We start from the raw sequence: 17,833 nt of genomic DNA, 5'->3' as shown, positions 1-17,833 counted from the left end.
AGGCATGCAATCTCACTCGGAATTCCAGGGCCCACCGCCCGGCTGCCCCGCACACGCCGACGGTCAGCGGACTCCCTTGCACGGGCCGGAATTCGCCGCTGCGCCGGAGGCCTTCTACGAGGTCCTGCGGCAGCACGGACCCAGCGCGCCGGTCGAGCTCGCCCCCGGGGTGGAGGCCGAACTCGTCACGGACTACGCCGCGGCGCTCCACGTGCTACAGAATCCGGACACCTTTGCGCGTGATTCACGCCGTTGGCGCGCGCTGAACGAGGGGCGCGTGCCCCTGGACAGCCCCGTGCTGCCGATGATGATGTACCGTCCGAATTGTCTGTTCTCCGACGGTGCGGACCATATGAGGCTGCGTCAGTCGGTCACGGCGAGCCTGGCCCGGGTGGACACCCACCGGCTGAGCCGTCATGTCGAACGCGTCGCCGCGTACCTCATCAGCCAGTTCAGCAGCCGGGGCCGAGCGGATCTGGTCGCCGACTACGCCCAGCTGCTGCCGCTGCTGGTCTTCAACGACCTCTTCGGCTGCCCCGCCGCGATCGGTGACCGCCTGGTCTTCGGCATATCGGGCATCTTCGACGGGGTCGACGCGGAGAAGGCCAACGAGGTCCTCACCGAAGCGCTGCTGGAGCTGGTGGCGCTCAAGCGGCGTTCGCCGGGTGAGGACATCACCTCCTGGCTGATGGAGCACCCCTCCGGGCTCTCCGACGAGGAGATGGTCCATCAGCTCGTCACCCTCATCGCGGCGGGGACGGAGCCCACGCAGAACATCATCGCCAGCGCGCTGCGGCTGCTGTTGACGGATGAGAAGTACGTGGGCGACCAGAGCGCGGCCGGCCTGCTGGTCGACGACGCCATCAACGACGTGCTGTGGAACAGCGCTCCGATAGCCAACTACGGTGTGCACTACCCCGTGCACGACATGGAGCTCGGGGGAACCAAGCTGCCGGCCGGTGAACCCGTGGTCATCAGTTTCGCGGCGGCCAACACCGACCCGAATCTGTCGACGGGCCGTCAGATGCTCAGCAAGCGGGCGCATCTCGCCTGGGGAGCGGGCCCGCACGCCTGCCCCGCCAAGGATCCCGCCCTGTTGGTGTCGGTCCTGGCCATCGAGAAGCTGCTCAACACCCTGCCGGACATCGACCTGGCCCTGCCCGCGGAAAGCCTGACCTGGCGGCCGGGCCCGTTCCACCGGGCGCTGGAAGTCCTGCCCGCCCGCTTCACCCCGGTACGCCCCGAGCGCCGTCCGTCCGCTGGTCCGGTAACGGGTGGCCGCGCGACGGAACATGCCTCTGGACAGGCCAGGAATGAGGTGCAAAGAGGAAAGTGGTGGAGCTCGTTCCTCTCTTGGTGGAAGGTGTGATATTCGCGACAGCGCTTCGTTTTCCACCGGGCGTAAACGTTCAATCGCCGGGGTAGTCAGGGTTGGTCGTCCTGGCCTGATGCATTGAATGAAGGAGTTCTCGCAGTGGAATCCGCCGTGGTTGCCCCGCCCATGGTCACGTCCGTGGACCGACGATCTGTGATAAGGCTTTTCTCCCGCCTGCGCACACCGGACGGCCAAGCGAATCCGCTGCCGCACTACGCGGAGCTCCGATCGATGGGAGATATCGTTCCGGCACCTTGGGGCGGCCATCTGGTGACCTCTTTCGGCCTGTGCGACCACGTGTTGCGCAACAGGTCATGGCTGGTGCCGGACAGTGGCTGGCGGGCCAGGCAGGGGGAGGCGACCCGCTGGATGGCGCCTTCTTCGCAGCAGATGGCCAGCACGCTGCCCGGGCTCAATCCGCCGCACCACACGCGGGCCAGACGGTCCGTGGGCAACATGTTCGACCGTAAGTGCCTGGATACCATCAAGAATTCGGTCGAGCGCAATACCGAGGAATTGCTCGACCGGCTGGCGGAGAGACTGAAGGACGGAGAGGCGGACTTCGGTTCCCTGGTCAGCGAAGAATTGCCGGTGATGACGATAGGGGAATGGCTCGGCCTGCCGACAGCCGATTATCCGCTGCTGCGATCACTCACCCATGATCAGGTTTTCGCCCAGGAACTACTGCCCACCGCGAGTCAGCTCGCGCAGTCCGACGCCGCAACCCGGAATCTGCGCGAGTATTTCATTGCCTTGGTGCGGCAACGCCGCCGGGCGCCCGGAAATGACCCGATCTCGTCGTGGATACGGACCTGGGACGAACTCGAACCACATCAGGACGCCGCGGACGAGGCCGTCTACCGGCTTGCCCTGTTCGTGGTTCTGGCGGCATTGGAGACCACCTCCAACCTGTTGTCCACCATGGTGTGGCTGATCGCCGAACACCCCCGGCAGATGGGGTGGCTGCGTGCCCACCCGGACTGCATACCGGCGGCCGTCGAAGAGGTCTTGCGCTTTGACTCCCCGACGCATGTGGTGAGCCGGATCGCCGGCGAGGACACCACACTCGCGGGGATCCCCGTGGAGAAGGACCAGATGGTGCACCTCATGGTCGGTGCCGCCAACCACGATCCCGCCCACCACATCGATCCCGCGCTCTTCGACGTCCGCCGCCAGGCCACCCATCTGAGCTTCAGCGGCGGGATCCACTACTGCCTCGGTGCCGCGCTGGCCCGGCTGGAAGCGACGACCCTGCTGACCGGCGTGCTCCGGCGGTTCCCCGCCCTGCGGCTCAGCCGTACGCCCGACTGGGCGCCGCGGGTGGCCTTCCGGCGGCTGATGACGCTGCCCGTGGTGGAGTCCTGAGAGCCGTGAGGTAGGAAGAGCGTCGTGATCGATAACTTCAAAACCCTTGCCGTTGCCCACCAGGGACCCCTGCTCAACGTCCAGTTGAACAGCCCGGACACCGGTAATGCGCTCGGCGAGCCGATGCTCGACGAACTCCTCACCGTACTGGGAGCGTTGCACGACCACCCCGAGATACGGGTGGTGGTCCTCTCCGGCGCGGGAGCGGACTTCTGCCTGGGCGGAGACCGCCGGGAGTTCGCGGAGTCCCTCGCCGCGGACCGCTCGGGAGCGGCCCTTCGCGCCATGGGCAACAAGGCACGGCGGGTGTGTGAAGCACTCGCGGCCACCAGCGCGGTCACCATCGCCCGGCTGCACGGCGGGGTGATCGGCGCGGGTATCGCGCTCGCGGTGTTCTGTGATCTGCGGGCCGGTGCGCACAACTGCCGCTTCCGGCTGCCGGAGCTCGCGCTGGGCATGCCGCCCGCCTGGGGAGGCGTACTGCCACGCCTGCTCAACGAGGCGGGAGCCGCCAGGATCCGCGAGTTGATCCTGACCGGGGAGAGCTTCGACGCGGCGAAGGCGGTCGAGCTCTCCCTCCTCCACAAGGCCGTTCCGGAAGGCGAGCTGGACGAGATGATCGCCCGGTGGACCAGACCGCTGGTCCGCAGGTCTCCGGCGGCCCTGCGGACCGCCAAGGTCATGATGAATGCCTACGCGGGCGCCGGCCGCCTTGCGGACGCCACCCTTTTCGATGCGGAGATGCTGACGTCGGTGCTGGCGGCCGCCGGGTCGGAACGGTGCGGTTGACGGGGCGCCGGTGGGCAGCGGTGCAGGCCCACAGGTGCGGTCCCGACCGGTCCCGTACCCGTCGGGCCCCAGCCGGCCGCGCGCTGTGCCGCCCGGCGGCAGCCGGGCTCAGTCCCCGGCGCCCGGCACATCCTCCCGGTGCCGTGCCGCCAGCTCCCGGTACATCGTGGCATTGAGGCTGATGGTCTCGCGCTCCTCGTCGGTCAGCTCCCGCTTGACCTTCGCCGGCACCCCGGCGACCAGGGAGCCGGGCGGCACCTGCATGCCCTGGGGAACCAGCGCCTGCGCGGCGACCAGCGAGCCGGCGCCGATGTGCGCGCCGTTGAGGACCGTGGCACCCATACCGATCAGCACGTCGTCCTCGACGGTGCAGCCGTGCAGGACCGCGTTGTGCCCGACCGAGACCCGGGCGCCGACGGTCACCGGGAAACCGGGGTCCACGTGCACCGTGCAGTTGTCCTGGATATTGCTGTCGGCGCCGAGCACGATCGGCCCGCAGTCGGCCCGCAGCACCGCGTGGTACCAGACGCTGGCGCCCGCCGCCAAGCTGACCTCGCCGAGCACGACGGACGTCGGGGCGGTGAACGCCTCCTGATCGATCCTCGGCTCCTTGCCGCCCACCGGTGAAATCAACGCCCGTCCCGCCATCTGTGGATCTCCTCGCCGTGATGCGCCGCGCCAACAGCACCGTAGACGACGCCCGCTGTGCCGGGCAGGGACGGCGGGGGGTGGGGCGAAGATCACAGCCCGGCGCGCGGTCCGCCGTCCGGCGGGCTGAGTACGGTGTGCGGGTGCCGATAAACCAGAACGTGTTCTCATCCGTCGCGGCCTGGCGGCGCCGGGCCGTGTCGCGTGCCGTCCACCGCGGCGCGCGCTGGGTGAGGGAAGCCGCGGCCGTCACGGCTGAGCGCCCCGGCCCGTACCGCTTCCGGCGGATCGGCAGCGGCACCCGGCTCGCCTATCCGCAGGGCACGGTCTTCGGTGACCCGTGGATCGAGCTCGGCGACCACTGCATCATCGCCCAGGACGTGACGCTGACCGCGGGCATGATGCCGGACCTGGACCTCGGCCCGGAGCCGATCCTCACGCTGGGGAACGGTGTGGTGCTGGGCCGCGGCAGCCATGTGATCGCGGATGTCCGGCTGACGATCGGCGACGACTGCTTCTTCGGCCCCGGGGTCTACGTCACCACCACCAACCACAGCTACGACGACCCCGAGGTGCCGGTCGGCAAGCAGTGGCCGCGCAGCGAGCCGGTGGCCATCGGCCCCGGCAGCTGGATCGGTACCGGTGCGGTGATCCTGCCCGGTGCCCGGCTGGGCCGGAATGTGGTGGTCGCGGCAGGCGCCGTGGTCCGCGGCGAGGTCCCCGATCACGCGGTGGTGGCCGGTGCGCCCGCCCGGGTCGTCCGCCGGTGGGACGCCCGGCAGGGCTGGCAGCCGCCGCTGCGGACACCGGCGCCGGTGCCGATCCCCGAGGGCGTCACCCCGGACCAGCTGGTCGCGCTGCGGGCATGGCAGGCGGCGGAAGCCAAGGAGGCGTACGAAGCGTCCTGAGCCGCCGTCAGGCAGCCGGAGGCGCCGCCTGCCCCTTCTGCGTCAGCTCCCCGACGCGAGCAGGACCGAGCCGACCAGCGCGAGGGAGGCGCCGGCCGTCTGGATCGCCCGCAGCCGTTCCTTGAGGACGCCGAGCGCGGCGAGCGAGGTGACCACCGGGTAGAGGGAGGCGAGCACCGCCGCGAGGGTGACCGGCCCGTTCTGGGCGGCCAGGGCGTAGGTGCCATTGGCGGCGACATCGGCGATCCCGACGAAACCGAGCGCGGGCAGGGCACTCCGGAGGGCCGGGAGCCCGCCCTCGGGCAGCGCCGGGGTGCCACGCCGCACCGATGCGTACAGGGCGGCGCCGCCGACGGCGACGTTGCACACCCGCTGGACGAACAGGGCGAGGAAGAGGCCGGTCACGGTCGTGGACGCCTCCGAGATCAGCGCCATCACCGCGCCGAAGCCGAGCGCCGAGATCAGCGTCAGCACAATGGTCTGGCGGGCCACCGACGCGCCGCTGATCCGCGGGCCGCCGGCCAGCACGACACCGATCACGGCCACGATCATGCCGGCGGCCTGCAGCAGTCCGGGCCGCTCGCCCGCCACGATCCCGACCCCGAGCGGTACGAGGACGGTGCCGACCGAGGCGAGCGGGGAGACCACGCCCATCGGGCCGAGCGCCAGGGCGCGGTAGAAGCAGAGCATGGCGGCGGGCCCCACGACGCCCGCCCCGACCGCGCACCACAGCTGCGGTCCGGCCTCCCGCCAGCCTCCGGTGGCCAGCACCACGGCGCCCAGCACCACGGCGGCCAGGGTCTGCGAGACGACCACCACGGTCAGCGCCTGCAGGCGTCGGGTGAGCAGTCCGCCGCCGAAGTCGGCGAGCCCCCACAGAAGGCTGGTGGCCAGGGCGAAGACCGCTGTCATGGTGAAACCTCGCAGTACAGTGAACCGGACGCTGAAGTACACCACACCGTAGTGCAACAAACTGCATTGCGGCATCCAATATATTGCCCTTTGACTTGGACGGACCGTGACGGACCTCGACCAGCTCACGCAGTCGCTCGCCCGCAACCTCAAGCACTGGCGCGCCGAGCGCGGCTTCACCCTTGATGCGCTGGCGGCCCGCGCCGGGGTCAGCCGCGGCATGATCATCCAGATCGAGCAGGCCCGGACGAATCCGAGCGTGGGTACCACAGTGAAGATCGCCGATGCGCTCGGCGTCAGCATCACCACGCTCCTCGACTACGAACAGGGTCCGCAGGTCCGCATCGTGGCGCCGGGCGAGGCGGTCCGGCTGTGGTCCACCGAGGGCGGCAGCTTCACCACGCTCCTGGTGGGCGCCGAGGCACCCGGCCCGTACGAACTGTGGGACTGGCGGCTGATGCCCGGCGACAGCAGCGCCTCCGATCCGCATCCGCCCGGTACCGTCGAACTGCTGCATGTCCGGGCCGGCACCCTGACGCTGGTCGTGGACGGTGTGGAGCACGCGATGCCCGCCGGTGCCTCGGCAACCTTCGAGGCCAAGGTCGCGCACGGCTACCGCAACGACGGCGCGGAACCGGTCGAGATGACCATGTCGGTGATCATCCCGCTCGCCGGCTGAGACGGCCGGCCGCCGCTCCACAAGGACTGTTAACTTGGCGCCATGCCTGTGCCGATGGATGCTTTCGACGAGGTCCGGCCCGCCGTGGAGTGCCTGGACCTGCTGACCGCGCCGGTGGCCGACGCGCTGCGCGCCTGGAGCGGATCCGTACCGGTCGAGGAGGTGCGCTTCGTCGACACGGACCCGGCCATCGCGGACACCGCGCTGCTCGTCGAGCGCCACGGCCCCTGGCTCCTGGAGCAGTCGGCGAACTGCGTGGTGGTGGCCGGCAAGCGCGGCGGCGAGACCACCCTGGCCGCCTGTGTCGTTCTCTCGCACACCCGCGCCGACGTCAATGGCGTGGTACGGCGTCATCTGGGCGCCCGTAAGGCCTCGTTCGCGCCGATGGACCAGGCGGTCGGCGACAGCGGGATGGAGTACGGCGGGATCACCCCGATCGGCCTGCCCGCCGGCTGGCCGCTGCTGCTGGACCCGGCCGTCGCCGATATCCCCTACGCCCTGATCGGCAGCGGCAGCCGCCGCGGCAAGCTCATCGTGCCCGGCAAGGCACTGGCCGAACTGCCCGGCGCCACGGTCCTGGAGGGGCTGGGAATCGCCTAGAGCCCGACTGACGTCCGGTCGTCGAACTCCGTCCGTCTCCTCGGCCGCCCGTCCGCTCGACCGGCTCTACGGGGTGAACGCGCCGGAGGGCAGCTCCAGCGACAGCGCCGTGGGGTGCTCGGCGAATCCCAGACGCCGGTACAACGGCTCGGCATCGTCGGTGGCATGCAGATCGACCCGGGTGACGCCCCTCTCGGCGAACCAGCCGAGCAGGGCCTGCGTCGTGGCGCGCGCATAGCCGCGGCCCCGGTAGCGGGGGTCCGTGCAGACATTGAAGACGAAGCCGAAGCGCCCCGTCGGATGGCTCGGTGACGGCAGCCGCTCCTCGATCGTCCCGAGCGCGCACGCCGCGAGATGGGGCGCACCGGCCTCGTCACCCGCCACCACGAATCCGGCCAGCCGCGCCTGCGGCCCGGTCAGCTGCCGATGTGCCGTCACCTCCGCGTCCCGCTCCCAACTCCCGGGAACATCACACCCGTTCATGGCGAGGAACATCAGACGGCGCAACCTGACCAGCTCGGCGGCGTCCTCAGGCACAGCGGCTCGTGTCCGGCTCATGCCCGGACGCTAGCGCATCCGCCGCTCGGCTGCCGGGACGCACCTGGCGGTCGCAGCGCGTAGCGCTTCGCTGCCGCGGTCCTCGGGGTGGGAGCCAACAGGGTCTGGGGGGTGGGGCGTTGCCGGGGGAAGGCGAGGTACTGCCGGATACCCCGCTCCTCCGCCCGGGCGTCGTCCCCGGCCTGCCGGATCGTTCGGTTGGCCGGGGCGGGCGGTCAAGCACCGCAAACAGGCCCCGAGGACTCTCGACTTGGCTACGGTGAGTGCATGACCGGTAACGATGGTGACGGCGATCACGTCAATCGGATTCTCCATGCGGCTACTCAGGGGCGCGAAGGGAAAGCCGTGTTGTGCGATCGCTGCGATACGCCCCTGATCTTCACCGGGCGAGAGCGCGCCACCAGCGTGCAAACGCCCATGGTGGTCATCACCGGACACTGCCTGAACGCCGAGTGTTCTGGTGACGGGAGCCCACACCGGCACCCCGAGGAGTGAGCAGGGCGTGCCCCGAGCCCGCCGCTCAGCGCAAACGGGGTATCTCGATCGCCGGGCAGCGATCCATCACGATGGCGAGTCCGGAATCCTGCACCCGGTCCCAGGCCACCTCGTCGACCACCCCGAGCTGGAACCAGACGGCCTTCGCCCCGACCGCCACGGCCTCGTCGGCGATGCCGCCCGCCTGCTCGCTGTTGACGAACACATCGACCACATCGACCGGGAAGGGAATGGCGGCCAGCGAGGGATACCCCTGCTCACCGTGCACCGTCTCCGCCTTCGGATGCACCGGCACGATCCGCTTGCCGTAACGCTGCAGCACCTCGGCGACGCCGTGCGCCGCACGTTGCTCATTGCTGGACAGGCCCACGACGGCCCAGGTGTCGCCGAGCTCGGTGAGGATCTTGCGGATCGTGCTGGGGTCGCCGTACACGCACTGCCTCCTGCGGATGGAAGGGTCCTGTGCCGGACAACGGACGGCGGGACCCGGAGATTCCCGTTGCGGGAGACGGCGCGAAGGCGCGGCGGTGCGGCCGTGGGGCGCGCCACGCTCGGCGCGCGCCGGACGGCAGACGCCCCGCCCGAAGGGGAAGACGGGCGGGGCGGGTCTTTTGGGTACCGGCAGCTCAGTTGGCGCCGCGGGCCATACCGCTGCCGGCCATTCCGGCTCCGACGGCGGTGCTGCCCTTCGCGGCGCGGGCCGGCTTGCCGATCGCCCGGCCGCTGCCCACCGGCTCGGCCCCGCCGGCCCCGGTACCCGGGCGCGGCGCCACGGGCACGGCCGCATCCCGCGGCTCATCCGCCGTTCCGGGCGCGCCGGCCAGCATGGCGCGCAGCTCCTCGGTGTCCACCAGCATGCTCACCGGACCGGTCGGATTGAGGTACAGCGCATGCCCGGGCGGCAGCTGCTCGACGAGTGCGGCCACCGGCCGCCGGTCGTACAGCAGACGGCCCACCGACTCGAGGTAGCTCTGCGAGGTGTAGACAGGGATCACCGGAGTGCCCTCGGGCGAGGCGGCGGCCAGCGGCGTACCGGTCGCGGTCACCAGGACGGACACCTCCGCGCGCGCCAGCGCCTCGGAGACGGCCTCTCCCGGTCCGTAGCCGGTCGCGGCGAGCTGCAGCGCGCTGTCGACCGCATCGGTCGGCTCCGCCCAGTCCAGCATCTGCGGTGACGGCCGGTACTCCGGATTGTCGCGCCACTCGACGATCTCGCCGGACGCGTCCGAGCGCCACTGCCCGATCAGCGCCCAGAGGGGCGGTGGCCCCTCTCCCTGCCAGGTCAGATCCACCATGGCCAGCCAGTGGTCGGGTGCCTGGCGTGCCGCCTCGATGACCTCCGGTGGGGGCTCGGGCATCTCCTCGCCCGTGACGGGAACGCCCGCCGTCATCGCCGACTGTGTGCTCTCTTCCATGCAGCCCTCCGCAAACCCGCCGTTCCTACACGTACGAGCGGGGCCCCGGAAACACGAGGCTCTCGCACTGACCTCACAGTGCCCACGGCCGGGGCGGACGTCGCACCGACGCACCGTGCGGACGGGGTGGGTACGCCGCTCGGCCGTGCGCTCTGCGCCCGTACGGCGGACACCCGCGCACGTTCTGCGGACACGCCAGCGCGGCGCGGTCCGGCCGGACCGGCCGGTATCCGCATGTCACAGGGTCCGCATAGGCTGGTCCGATGCAGGAGCAGTACCGCACGCTCGCGCGCGAGGGCGTCCATGAGATCGAGATCAACAAGTCCCGCTTCCTCTGCGCGCTCGCGCCCGTCGCGACCGAGGCCGAGGCCCAGGACTTCATCGCGCGCATCCGCAAGGAGCACCCCACCGCCCGTCATCACTGCTTCGCCTACGTCCTGGGCGCCGACGGCGGCATCCAGAAGGCGAGCGACGACGGCGAGCCGGGCGGCACCGCGGGCGTACCGATGCTGCAGATGCTGGTGCGCCGCGAGGTCCGCTATGTCGTCGCCGTCGTCACCCGCTACTTCGGCGGCGTCAAACTGGGCGCCGGCGGCCTCATCCGGGCATACGGAGGCGTCGTCGGCGAGGCACTGGACGCACTGGGCACGGTCACCCGGCAGCGCTACCGCCTGGTGACGGTCACCGTCGACCACCAGCGCGCGGGCCGGGTGGAGAACGATCTGCGCACGACGGGACGGGCGGTGCGTGAGGTCAGCTACGGGGCGGAGGTCAGGATCGAGATCGGATTGCCGGAGGCCGGCCTCGAGGCCTTCCGCGCCTGGCTCGCGGACACCACCGCCGGCACGGCGAGGCTGGAGCTCGGCGGCGAGGCGTACGGCGACCTCTGACCGCCAGGGCCCCGTGTGCCTGCCGGAGGCAGGGGCGGCGGGGGCGGACCGCGCCAAAAAGGCCGGGACGCACCGGTGCGCCGGAGCGCCGATCGTGTCAGCCTGTGGCGCGGCGGGAACAGGCCGCGAAACCGGTGTGCGCGCCGGCACGAGAAGGGGGCCCTATGCCTGAACTCCTCGATGAGCGCGTGGGATTCGTGCGCCGGATCGGCCTGTTCCAGGCCACCGCCATCAACATGAGCCAGATGTGCGGCATCGGCCCCTTTGTGACCATCCCGCTCATGGTCGCCGCATTCGGCGGGCCGCAGGCCGTGACCGGGTTCCTGGCCGGTGCGGTTCTTGCGCTCGCGGACGGACTGGTCTGGGCCGAGCTGGGTGCGTCACTGCCCGGTGCGGGAGGCAGTTACGTCTATCTGCGGCAGGCGTTCCAGTACCGGACCGGCAAGCTGATGCCGTTTCTGTTCGTCTGGACGGCCATGCTGTTCATCCCGCTCGGCATGTCCACCGGGGTGATCGGCTTCGTGCAGTACCTCGGCTATGTGTGGCCGGACATGAGCCCGGCGCAGGGCGACCTCGTCGGCCTCGTCGTCACGGTGGGCATCATCGCGCTGCTGTGGCGGCGGGTGGAGAACATCGCCAAGCTCACCGTCGTCCTGTGGACGGTGATGATCGCCTCCGTCCTCCTGGTCATCACCGCAGCCTTCACCCACTTCAGCCCTGAGCGCGCCTTCACCTACCCCGCCCATGCCTTTGAGGTGACGTCCGGTCACTTCTGGGCCGGCTTCGCGGCCGGCCTGACGATCGGCATCTACGACTACCTCGGCTACAACACCATCGCGTACATGGGCGCCGAGATCAGACAGCCAGGACGCACCATCCCCCGCGCCGTGATCACCTCGATCCTCGGCATCATGGCGATCTATCTGCTGCTGCAGATCGGCACCCTGGGCGTCGTGGACTGGAAGGACATGCTCGACCCGCACTCCACGGCGTCCTCCTCCGTCGCCTCGGCGGTGCTGGAGAAGGCCTGGGGCAGGGGCGCCGCCGACACCGTCACCGTGCTCATCCTCATCACCGCCGTCGCCTCCGTCTTCACCGGGCTCCTCGGCGGCTCCCGGGTCCCCTACGATGCCGCCCGCGACCGGGTCTTCTTCCGCCCGTACGGCACACTGCACCCTCGTCACCGCTTCCCCGTACTGGGTCTGCTGACCATGGGAGCCGTGATGGCCGTGGGCTTCCTCATCGGACGGCACACCGACCTGGCCACCATCATCCAGCTGCTGACCACGGTCATGGTGATTGTGCAGTCGCTGGCCCAGATCGCGGCGGTGACCGTGCTGCGCCGCCGTCAGCCGGGGCTGCGCCGCCCGTACCGGATGTGGCTCTATCCGCTGCCCGGCGTCGTGGCGCTGGTCGGCTGGCTGGTGATCTACGGCTACGCGGACCGCAACTCGCCCGGCAGGCACCCCATCGAATGGTCGCTGGCCTGGGTCGGCGCGGGTGTCGTGGCCTTCCTCGCCTGGGCCCGTTACGAGAAGGAGTGGCCGTTCGGGCCGAAGCGGATCAGCGAGGAGTATCTGCACGACGTGGAGCCCTCCGGGTGCCGGAGGGCAGACAAGAGCCCGGGGCCGGGTCGTCCGCTCCGATGAAGGTGGAAGGGCTGTCGGTGCAAACGGCCCGGCCCCGGGCCTGGTGATGCGTTTGTCAGTGACCGTCCCGGGTGGGGCCGTGGTGACCGGCCGCACCCGGGACGGATCGCGGGCTAGCGCATCAGGCCGCCGCCGCCGGTGTGGATGCCGCCGCTCGGGTGGTGCTTCTTGTGGTGCTTCACGACGCGCTTGATGACGTGCTTGGTGACGTGCCTGGTGACGTGGCGGTGCACGATCACCCGGCGCTCGACGTTGCCGTTGAAGCAGGTGTTGCCGAAGGCCGGGTTCAGCAGACCCACGACGTTAATGGTGTTGCCGCACAGATTGACCGGAATGTGGACCGGGATCTGAAACGCATTGCCCGACACCACTCCCGGTGAATTGGCCGCGCCGCCGGCCGCGCCACTGTCTGCGAACGCTGCCGTAACGCCCCCCAGGGCAGTACCTGCCGCAAGAGCGGCCACAGCAGCCACCCGCGTGATCCGTGACATAACAAATCTCCCGATCGATCCAAGCGGCTCACTGCCGCTTCCTGTTACTTCCTTTCGGCGCGTGCGGCCGCAACATGAGTAAACCCGGGAGGGGTTCACGCTTTCGAGTGAAAAATGTGGTTAATGGTGCCTTATTTGTGTAAAGCGTCTGCTGGGGCGCGTGTTGCTGGAGTGACGGACCGCAGAGTGCGGGCTCCGGTACGGCCGCATCGGTGCCGCAGGCCGCTGCGCGCCACCCGGCCCACCGGCCCACCCGGCCCCACCGCGGGTGCGAGAATGAGGTCCGTGACGGACGGGGTGGTTGCCGAAGCACACGCCGACCGTGCCGACGCGTAGCCCACGGAGGGGAAGAACATGCTGGTCGGAGTCGCTACGTGAGGCTTCTGCACACCTCCGACTGGCATCTGGGGCGGTCCTTCCACCGCGTGAGCCTGCTCTCCGCCCAGCGCGCTTTCCTCGATCATCTCGTCGCCACGGTGCGCGACCGGGACATCGATGCGGTGCTGGTCGCGGGCGACGTCTACGACCGTGCCGTGCCGCCGCTCGCCGCTGTCGAGCTCTTCGACGACGCCCTGCACCGGCTCGCCGCCCTCGGGGTCCCGACCGTGATGATCTCGGGCAACCATGACTCCGCCCGCCGGCTGGGTGTCGGCGCGGGGCTGATGGAGCAGGCCGGGATCCATCTGCGGACCGACCCGGCAGGCTGTGGCACCCCCGTGCTGCTCTCCGACGCCCACGGTCCGGTGGCGCTCTACGGCCTGCCGTATCTCGAACCCGCCATGGTGCGCGACACCCTCGGCGCGCGGCGGGCCGACCATGCGGAGGTGCTGGGCGCGGCGATGGAGCGGGTACGGGCCGACCTCGCCGGCCGGCCTGCGGGGACCCGCTCCGTGGTGCTGGCGCATGCGTTCGTCACCGGTGGTGCGGTCAGCGACAGCGAGCGCGACATCACCGTCGGCGGGGTCGCCTCCGTTCCGGTGCCGGTGTTCGACGGGGTGGACTATGCCGCCCTCGGGCATCTGCACGGATGTCAGACCCTCACCGAGCGGGTCCGCTACTCCGGATCGCCGCTTGCCTACTCCTTCTCCGAGGCCGGTCACCGCAAGTCGTCATGGATCGTCGAGCTCGACGCGGACGGCGCCGTGCAGGCGGAGCGGGTGGACTGCCCGGTGCCGCGGCCGCTGGCACGGATCCGCGGGCCGCTGGAGGAGTTGCTGGAGGACCCGGAACAGGCCCGGCACGAGGAGTCCTGGGTCGAGGCGACGCTCACCGACACCTTCCGGCCGCACGAGCCCATGGCCCGGCTCGCCCGGCGCTTCCCGCACCTCGTCAGCCTGGTCTTCGACCCCGACGAGGGGCCCGACCGCTCGGCGGCCTCATATGCGCAGCGGCTGCGCGGGCGCAGCGACCAGGAGATCGCCGAGGACTTCGTGGAGCACGTACGGTCCGGCCGGGCGGTCGATGAGCAGGAGCGGACCGAACTGCGCTCGGCGATCGACGAGGTGCGTGTCGACGACATGGTGGCCGAGGTGGCGCGTTGAGGCTGCACCGGCTCACCCTCACCGCCTTCGGACCCTTCGGCGGCTCCCAGACCATCGACTTCGACCGGCTGTCGCGGGACGGCCTGTTCCTGCTGCACGGCCCGACCGGTGCGGGCAAGACCTCGGTCCTCGACGCGGTGTGCTTTGCGCTGTACGGGTCGGTGCCCGGGGCGCGGCAGAGCGGCCAGGCCCTGCGCAGTGACCTGGCCGACCCGCTGACCCTCACCGAGGTCGTTCTGGAACTGACCGTGGCACAGCGGCGGTTGGAGATCACCCGGCTCCCCGAGCAGCCACGCCCCAAGAAGCGCGGCAGCGGCACGACGAAGGAGAAGGCGCAGAGCAGGCTGCGGGAATTCGTGCCGGCGGCGGCCGGCGGCGGGGGAGCGGCGGACGGCGACGGGCCGGATGACGGCCCGGGCGGTCACTGGAAGGCGCTGAGCCGTTCGCACCAGGAGATCGGTGAGGAGATCGGCCAGCTGCTCGGGATGAGCAAGGAACAGTTCTGCCAGGTGGTCTTGCTGCCGCAGGGGGACTTCGCGCGCTTTCTGCGGGCCGATGCGGAGGCCCGCTCCCGGCTGCTGGGCCGGCTCTTCGACACCCGGCGGTTCGCCGCCCTCGAAGAGCAGTTGAATGTGCGCCGCAAGGCCGCCGCCGACACCGTGACGGCAGGTGACGAACGACTGCTGGCGCTGGCGCACCGGATGGCGCAGGCCGCCGGCGAGAGCGCCGATCTGACCGATCCGTCCGTCCCGGCGCCGGACCGCGCCGGGCAGGCGGCACCGGGCGCACCGGCACGCGGACGCGGGCGGGCGGCGGCCCCGGCGGGGACAAGAGCGACCGTGCCGGGGCAGGCCGGGCCCGTGGAGAGCGGCGGACGGGGCGGAACCGGCCGCACCGCGCCCGGGGAAGACCGGGTCGCAGCGGCCCCCGGCGAGCCGGGGTTCGCGGAAGCGGTGCTGGTCAGGGCGGCCGTTGCCCGGGTGTGCGCCAGGGAGCGGCTGGCGGTCGCGCATTCCGCGGTGCGCGCCGCCGAGGCCGCCGAGCACCAGGCGGCCGGGGAGTGGGAAGAGGCCCGCGAGCGCGACCGGCTTCAGCAGCGGTACGCGGACGCCCGGCGACGGGCCGCCCGGCTCGACGCCTGCGCCGGGGAGCGGGAGCGCACCCGGGAGCGGCTGGAGCGGGCCCGTGCGGCCGCGGAGGTCGCGCCCGCCCTCGCCCTGCGGGACGCCGCCTGGCACGAACTGGATACCGCACAGCGCGCCGAACGGCAGGCCAGAAGCCCGCTGCCGGCCGCCCTCGCCGATGCCGAGAGCGACCACCTCGCCTCGCAGGAACGGCAGGTGAGGGAAGAACTCGGCTCGCTCGGGGCGGCCCGGCGGGCCGAGCGGCGCGCCGCCGACATCGGCCGGGAGCGGGCCGCGCTCGACCGTGAGGCGCGCGCCGATGAGCAGACGCTGCGGGACGCCGCCGACTGGCTTGCCGCATGGGGTGATGACCGGCACGCCCATCAGCAGCGCATCGAAACGGCCCAGGAGGCCGCCACCCGGGCCGACCAGCTCGAAGCCCGGATCGCACCGGCCGCCGAACGCTGGGAGGCGGCCCGTCGCCGCGACCGGCTGTGGGACGAGGTGCGGTCGGCGGACGGGGAACTGCTCGCCGCCAGGGAGCAGTCCGCAGCGGCCCATGAACACTGGCTCGATCTCAAGGACCGCAGGCTGCGCGGGATCGCCGCCGAGCTCGCGGACGGGCTGCGCGACGGTCAGGCGTGCGCGGTGTGCGGTGCGACCGAGCACCCCGCCCCGGCCCGGGCCGGGGCGGGCCATGTCGACCGGACGGCCGAGGAAGCCGCGCTGGCGGCTCACCGCCGGGCCGAGGAGACGCGGCAGCAGGCCGAGGCCCGCTGCCAGTCGGCCAAGGAGGCGCTGGCCGCCGCGGCCGCCACGGCCGGCAGCACCCCGACCGGTGAACTCGGCGCCCAGGTGGAGGAGTTGCGTGCCGACCTCGCCCGCGCCGGTGCGCTCGGCGCCGGCCTTCCCGCCGCCCGTGAGGCGCTGGGACGCGCCGAGCGCGAATACGAACGGCGGCGCGACGGACAGCAGCAGGCCGAGCGCCGGGTCGCTGCCCGTACCTCCCGGCGCGAGGCACTGGACCGCGAACGGGCCGCCCTGGAAGAGGAGCTGGCCCGGGCGCGCGGCGACTCCCCGAGCGTCGCGGACCGGGCCGCGCGGCTGGAGCGGCAGGTCGCTCTGCTCGCCGCGGCGGCGGAGGCGGCCCGTACGGCAGGCGCCTGCACCCGGCGTCTCCAGGACGCCGAGGCCGGGCTCTCCGACGCCGCCCGCCGCGCCGGATTCGACACTCCGCAGGCCGCCGCCGAGGCCCTGCTGCGGGACGGCGAATGGCGGGAGATGCAGCAGCGACTCGACGACTGGCAGGCCGAATCGGCCGCTGTGGAAGCGGAGTTGGCCGATCCCGCGGCCGGCACCGCCGCGGCGCTGCCGCCCGCGGATCCGGTCGCCGCACAGACCGCGCAGCAGGCAGCGGCGGCGCGGCTGCGCACCGCCTCGGCCACCCACGCCGCGGCCCGGGACCGCTGCACCGAGCTCGACCGGCTCTCCGCGCGCGCCGAGGCCGACGCCCGCGCGCTGGCCCCGCTGCGCGCCGGCTACGAGCGCATCGCCCGCCTCGCCGCCCTCGCCTCCGGTACGTCCACGGAGAACGAGCGGCGGATGCGCCTGGAGTCGTACGTGCTCGCCGCCCGGCTCGAACAGGTCGCCGCCGCCGCCACGGCCCGGCTGCAGCGGATGTCCGGCGGCCGCTACACCCTCGTCCACTCCGACGAACGGGCCGGCGGCGCCCGGCGTTCCGGCCTCGGTCTGCATGTCATCGACGCCTGGACGGGGCACGAGAGGGACACTTCCAGCCTCTCCGGCGGCGAGACCTTCTTCGCCTCGCTCGCGCTGGCGCTCGGCCTCGCCGATGTGGTCACCGACGAGGCGGGCGGCACCCGGCTGGACACCCTCTTCATCGACGAGGGGTTCGGCAGCCTGGACGAACAGACCCTGGACGAGGTGCTGGACGTCCTGGACTCCCTGCGCGAACGCGACCGCAGCGTCGGCATCGTCAGCCACGTCGCCGACCTCAAGGCGCGGATCCCCGCCCAACTGGAGGTCGTCAAGGACCGGTCGGGCTCGACGGTCCGGCATCGGGTACGGAGCTGAGCTGGGTCTGAGCCTGCCGCGCGGGGGTGCCCGGTCGAGGGGAGGACCCGCGCGGGCAGCGCGCGTCACCCGGAAAGCCGGATGACACCGCCACCGGGCGCCCACCAGCCTGCGGTGTCATGACCGACGACAACAGCCGCTCCGCCGCGAGCTGTCCGGCCGCGTACGGGGCCGGTGTCTCTCTGCACCACCATGTCGCGCACGACGCCCGGCAGCCCTGGGGAGCGGACCCGGGCGGTCCGGACGTGGTCGCCGCCGGGGTGCGTGAAGTGGCCGTCCCGGGGGCGGTGGTGGCCCAGG

Annotated in this window: 16 protein-coding genes and 1 pseudogene; 11 read left to right on the top strand and 6 right to left on the bottom strand. The window is 71.6% G+C overall.

What is annotated here, in order from left to right; all coding sequences use genetic code 11:
* The first annotated feature begins 4 nt into the window (after positions 1–4).
* From OHS81_RS02355 to OHS81_RS02345, 3 genes are all read left to right on the top strand, one after another.
* Positions 5–1,369 (top strand): cytochrome P450, encoded by a 1,365-nt coding sequence (locus tag OHS81_RS02355; RefSeq protein ID WP_328381949.1) that lies wholly within the window; start codon positions 5–7, stop codon positions 1,367–1,369.
* A 132-nt stretch (positions 1,370–1,501) separates the two neighbouring features.
* The gene (locus OHS81_RS02350; RefSeq protein ID WP_328390854.1) at positions 1,502–2,740 is read left to right on the top strand and encodes a cytochrome P450; all 1,239 of its coding nucleotides are present in this window, start codon (positions 1,502–1,504) and stop codon (positions 2,738–2,740) included.
* A gap of 24 nt (positions 2,741–2,764) precedes the next feature.
* Positions 2,765–3,529, top strand: a complete 765-nt coding sequence (locus OHS81_RS02345; protein WP_328381948.1) for an enoyl-CoA hydratase/isomerase family protein — start codon at positions 2,765–2,767, stop codon at positions 3,527–3,529.
* A 108-nt stretch (positions 3,530–3,637) separates the two neighbouring features.
* Here OHS81_RS02345 and OHS81_RS02340 read toward each other — a convergent pair whose 3' ends face one another.
* On the bottom strand, positions 3,638–4,177 hold the full coding sequence (locus OHS81_RS02340; protein WP_328381947.1) for a gamma carbonic anhydrase family protein: 540 nt from the start codon (positions 4,175–4,177) through the stop codon (positions 3,638–3,640).
* A 143-nt stretch (positions 4,178–4,320) separates the two neighbouring features.
* On the opposite strand from OHS81_RS02340, the gene OHS81_RS02335 reads away from it, so the two are divergent.
* On the top strand, positions 4,321–5,085 hold the full coding sequence (locus OHS81_RS02335; protein WP_328381946.1) for an acyltransferase: 765 nt from the start codon (positions 4,321–4,323) through the stop codon (positions 5,083–5,085).
* Positions 5,086–5,127: 42 nt separating this feature from the next.
* Here OHS81_RS02335 and OHS81_RS02330 read toward each other — a convergent pair whose 3' ends face one another.
* Entirely contained in the window at positions 5,128–5,997 is an 870-nt protein-coding gene (locus OHS81_RS02330) for a DMT family transporter (RefSeq protein ID WP_328381944.1), read from the bottom strand.
* A 106-nt stretch (positions 5,998–6,103) separates the two neighbouring features.
* Here OHS81_RS02330 and OHS81_RS02325 point away from each other — a divergent pair, with 106 nt between their 5' ends.
* On the top strand, positions 6,104–6,676 hold the full coding sequence (locus tag OHS81_RS02325; RefSeq protein WP_328381942.1) for a helix-turn-helix domain-containing protein: 573 nt from the start codon (positions 6,104–6,106) through the stop codon (positions 6,674–6,676).
* 42 nt (positions 6,677–6,718) lie between these two features.
* The gene (locus OHS81_RS02320) at positions 6,719–7,276 is read left to right on the top strand and encodes a YbaK/EbsC family protein (protein ID WP_328381940.1); all 558 of its coding nucleotides are present in this window, start codon (positions 6,719–6,721) and stop codon (positions 7,274–7,276) included.
* A gap of 66 nt (positions 7,277–7,342) precedes the next feature.
* Here the strand turns inward: OHS81_RS02320 and OHS81_RS02315 are convergent, their stop codons facing one another.
* On the bottom strand, positions 7,343–7,834 hold the full coding sequence (locus OHS81_RS02315; protein WP_328381938.1) for a GNAT family N-acetyltransferase: 492 nt from the start codon (positions 7,832–7,834) through the stop codon (positions 7,343–7,345).
* Between the two features lie 267 nt (positions 7,835–8,101).
* Here OHS81_RS02315 and OHS81_RS02310 point away from each other — a divergent pair, with 267 nt between their 5' ends.
* Positions 8,102–8,329: a hypothetical protein gene (locus tag OHS81_RS02310; RefSeq protein WP_328381937.1), complete on the top strand. Its 228-nt coding sequence runs from the start codon at positions 8,102–8,104 to the stop codon at positions 8,327–8,329.
* A 25-nt stretch (positions 8,330–8,354) separates the two neighbouring features.
* Here OHS81_RS02310 and OHS81_RS02305 read toward each other — a convergent pair whose 3' ends face one another.
* Both OHS81_RS02305 and OHS81_RS02300 read right to left on the bottom strand, forming a co-directional pair.
* Positions 8,355–8,762: a CoA-binding protein gene (locus OHS81_RS02305; protein WP_328381935.1), complete on the bottom strand. Its 408-nt coding sequence runs from the start codon at positions 8,760–8,762 to the stop codon at positions 8,355–8,357.
* Positions 8,763–8,955: 193 nt separating this feature from the next.
* Positions 8,956–9,744 carry a type VII secretion system-associated protein gene (locus OHS81_RS02300; RefSeq protein WP_328381933.1) on the bottom strand — a complete coding sequence of 263 codons (789 nt, stop codon included), beginning with the start codon at positions 9,742–9,744 and terminating at the stop codon, positions 8,956–8,958.
* Positions 9,745–10,007: 263 nt separating this feature from the next.
* Here OHS81_RS02300 and OHS81_RS02295 point away from each other — a divergent pair, with 263 nt between their 5' ends.
* On the top strand, positions 10,008–10,634 hold the full coding sequence (locus OHS81_RS02295; protein WP_328381931.1) for a YigZ family protein: 627 nt from the start codon (positions 10,008–10,010) through the stop codon (positions 10,632–10,634).
* A 164-nt stretch (positions 10,635–10,798) separates the two neighbouring features.
* Positions 10,799–12,283: an APC family permease gene (locus tag OHS81_RS02290; protein ID WP_328381929.1), complete on the top strand. Its 1,485-nt coding sequence runs from the start codon at positions 10,799–10,801 to the stop codon at positions 12,281–12,283.
* Positions 12,284–12,540: 257 nt separating this feature from the next.
* Here the strand turns inward: OHS81_RS02290 and OHS81_RS02285 are convergent.
* Positions 12,541–12,774, bottom strand: a pseudogene (locus OHS81_RS02285) (chaplin); the annotation flags it as partial.
* A gap of 374 nt (positions 12,775–13,148) precedes the next feature.
* Between OHS81_RS02285 and OHS81_RS02280 the strand changes: the two are divergent.
* Together OHS81_RS02280 and OHS81_RS02275 are read left to right on the top strand one after the other, a co-directional pair.
* Entirely contained in the window at positions 13,149–14,315 is a 1,167-nt protein-coding gene (locus OHS81_RS02280; RefSeq protein WP_328381927.1) for an exonuclease SbcCD subunit D, read from the top strand.
* Positions 14,312–17,533 carry an SMC family ATPase gene (locus OHS81_RS02275; RefSeq protein ID WP_328381925.1) on the top strand — a complete coding sequence of 1,074 codons (3,222 nt, stop codon included), beginning with the start codon at positions 14,312–14,314 and terminating at the stop codon, positions 17,531–17,533. Before OHS81_RS02280 ends, OHS81_RS02275 begins: the two co-directional genes overlap by 4 nt.
* The last annotated feature ends 300 nt before the right edge of the window (positions 17,534–17,833 follow it).

Origin of the sequence: Streptomyces sp. NBC_00400 (assembly GCF_036048035.1) — a bacterium.
Lineage (GTDB): Bacteria > Actinomycetota > Actinomycetes > Streptomycetales > Streptomycetaceae > Streptomyces.
This window is presented reverse-complemented; position numbering and strand designations above follow the sequence as displayed.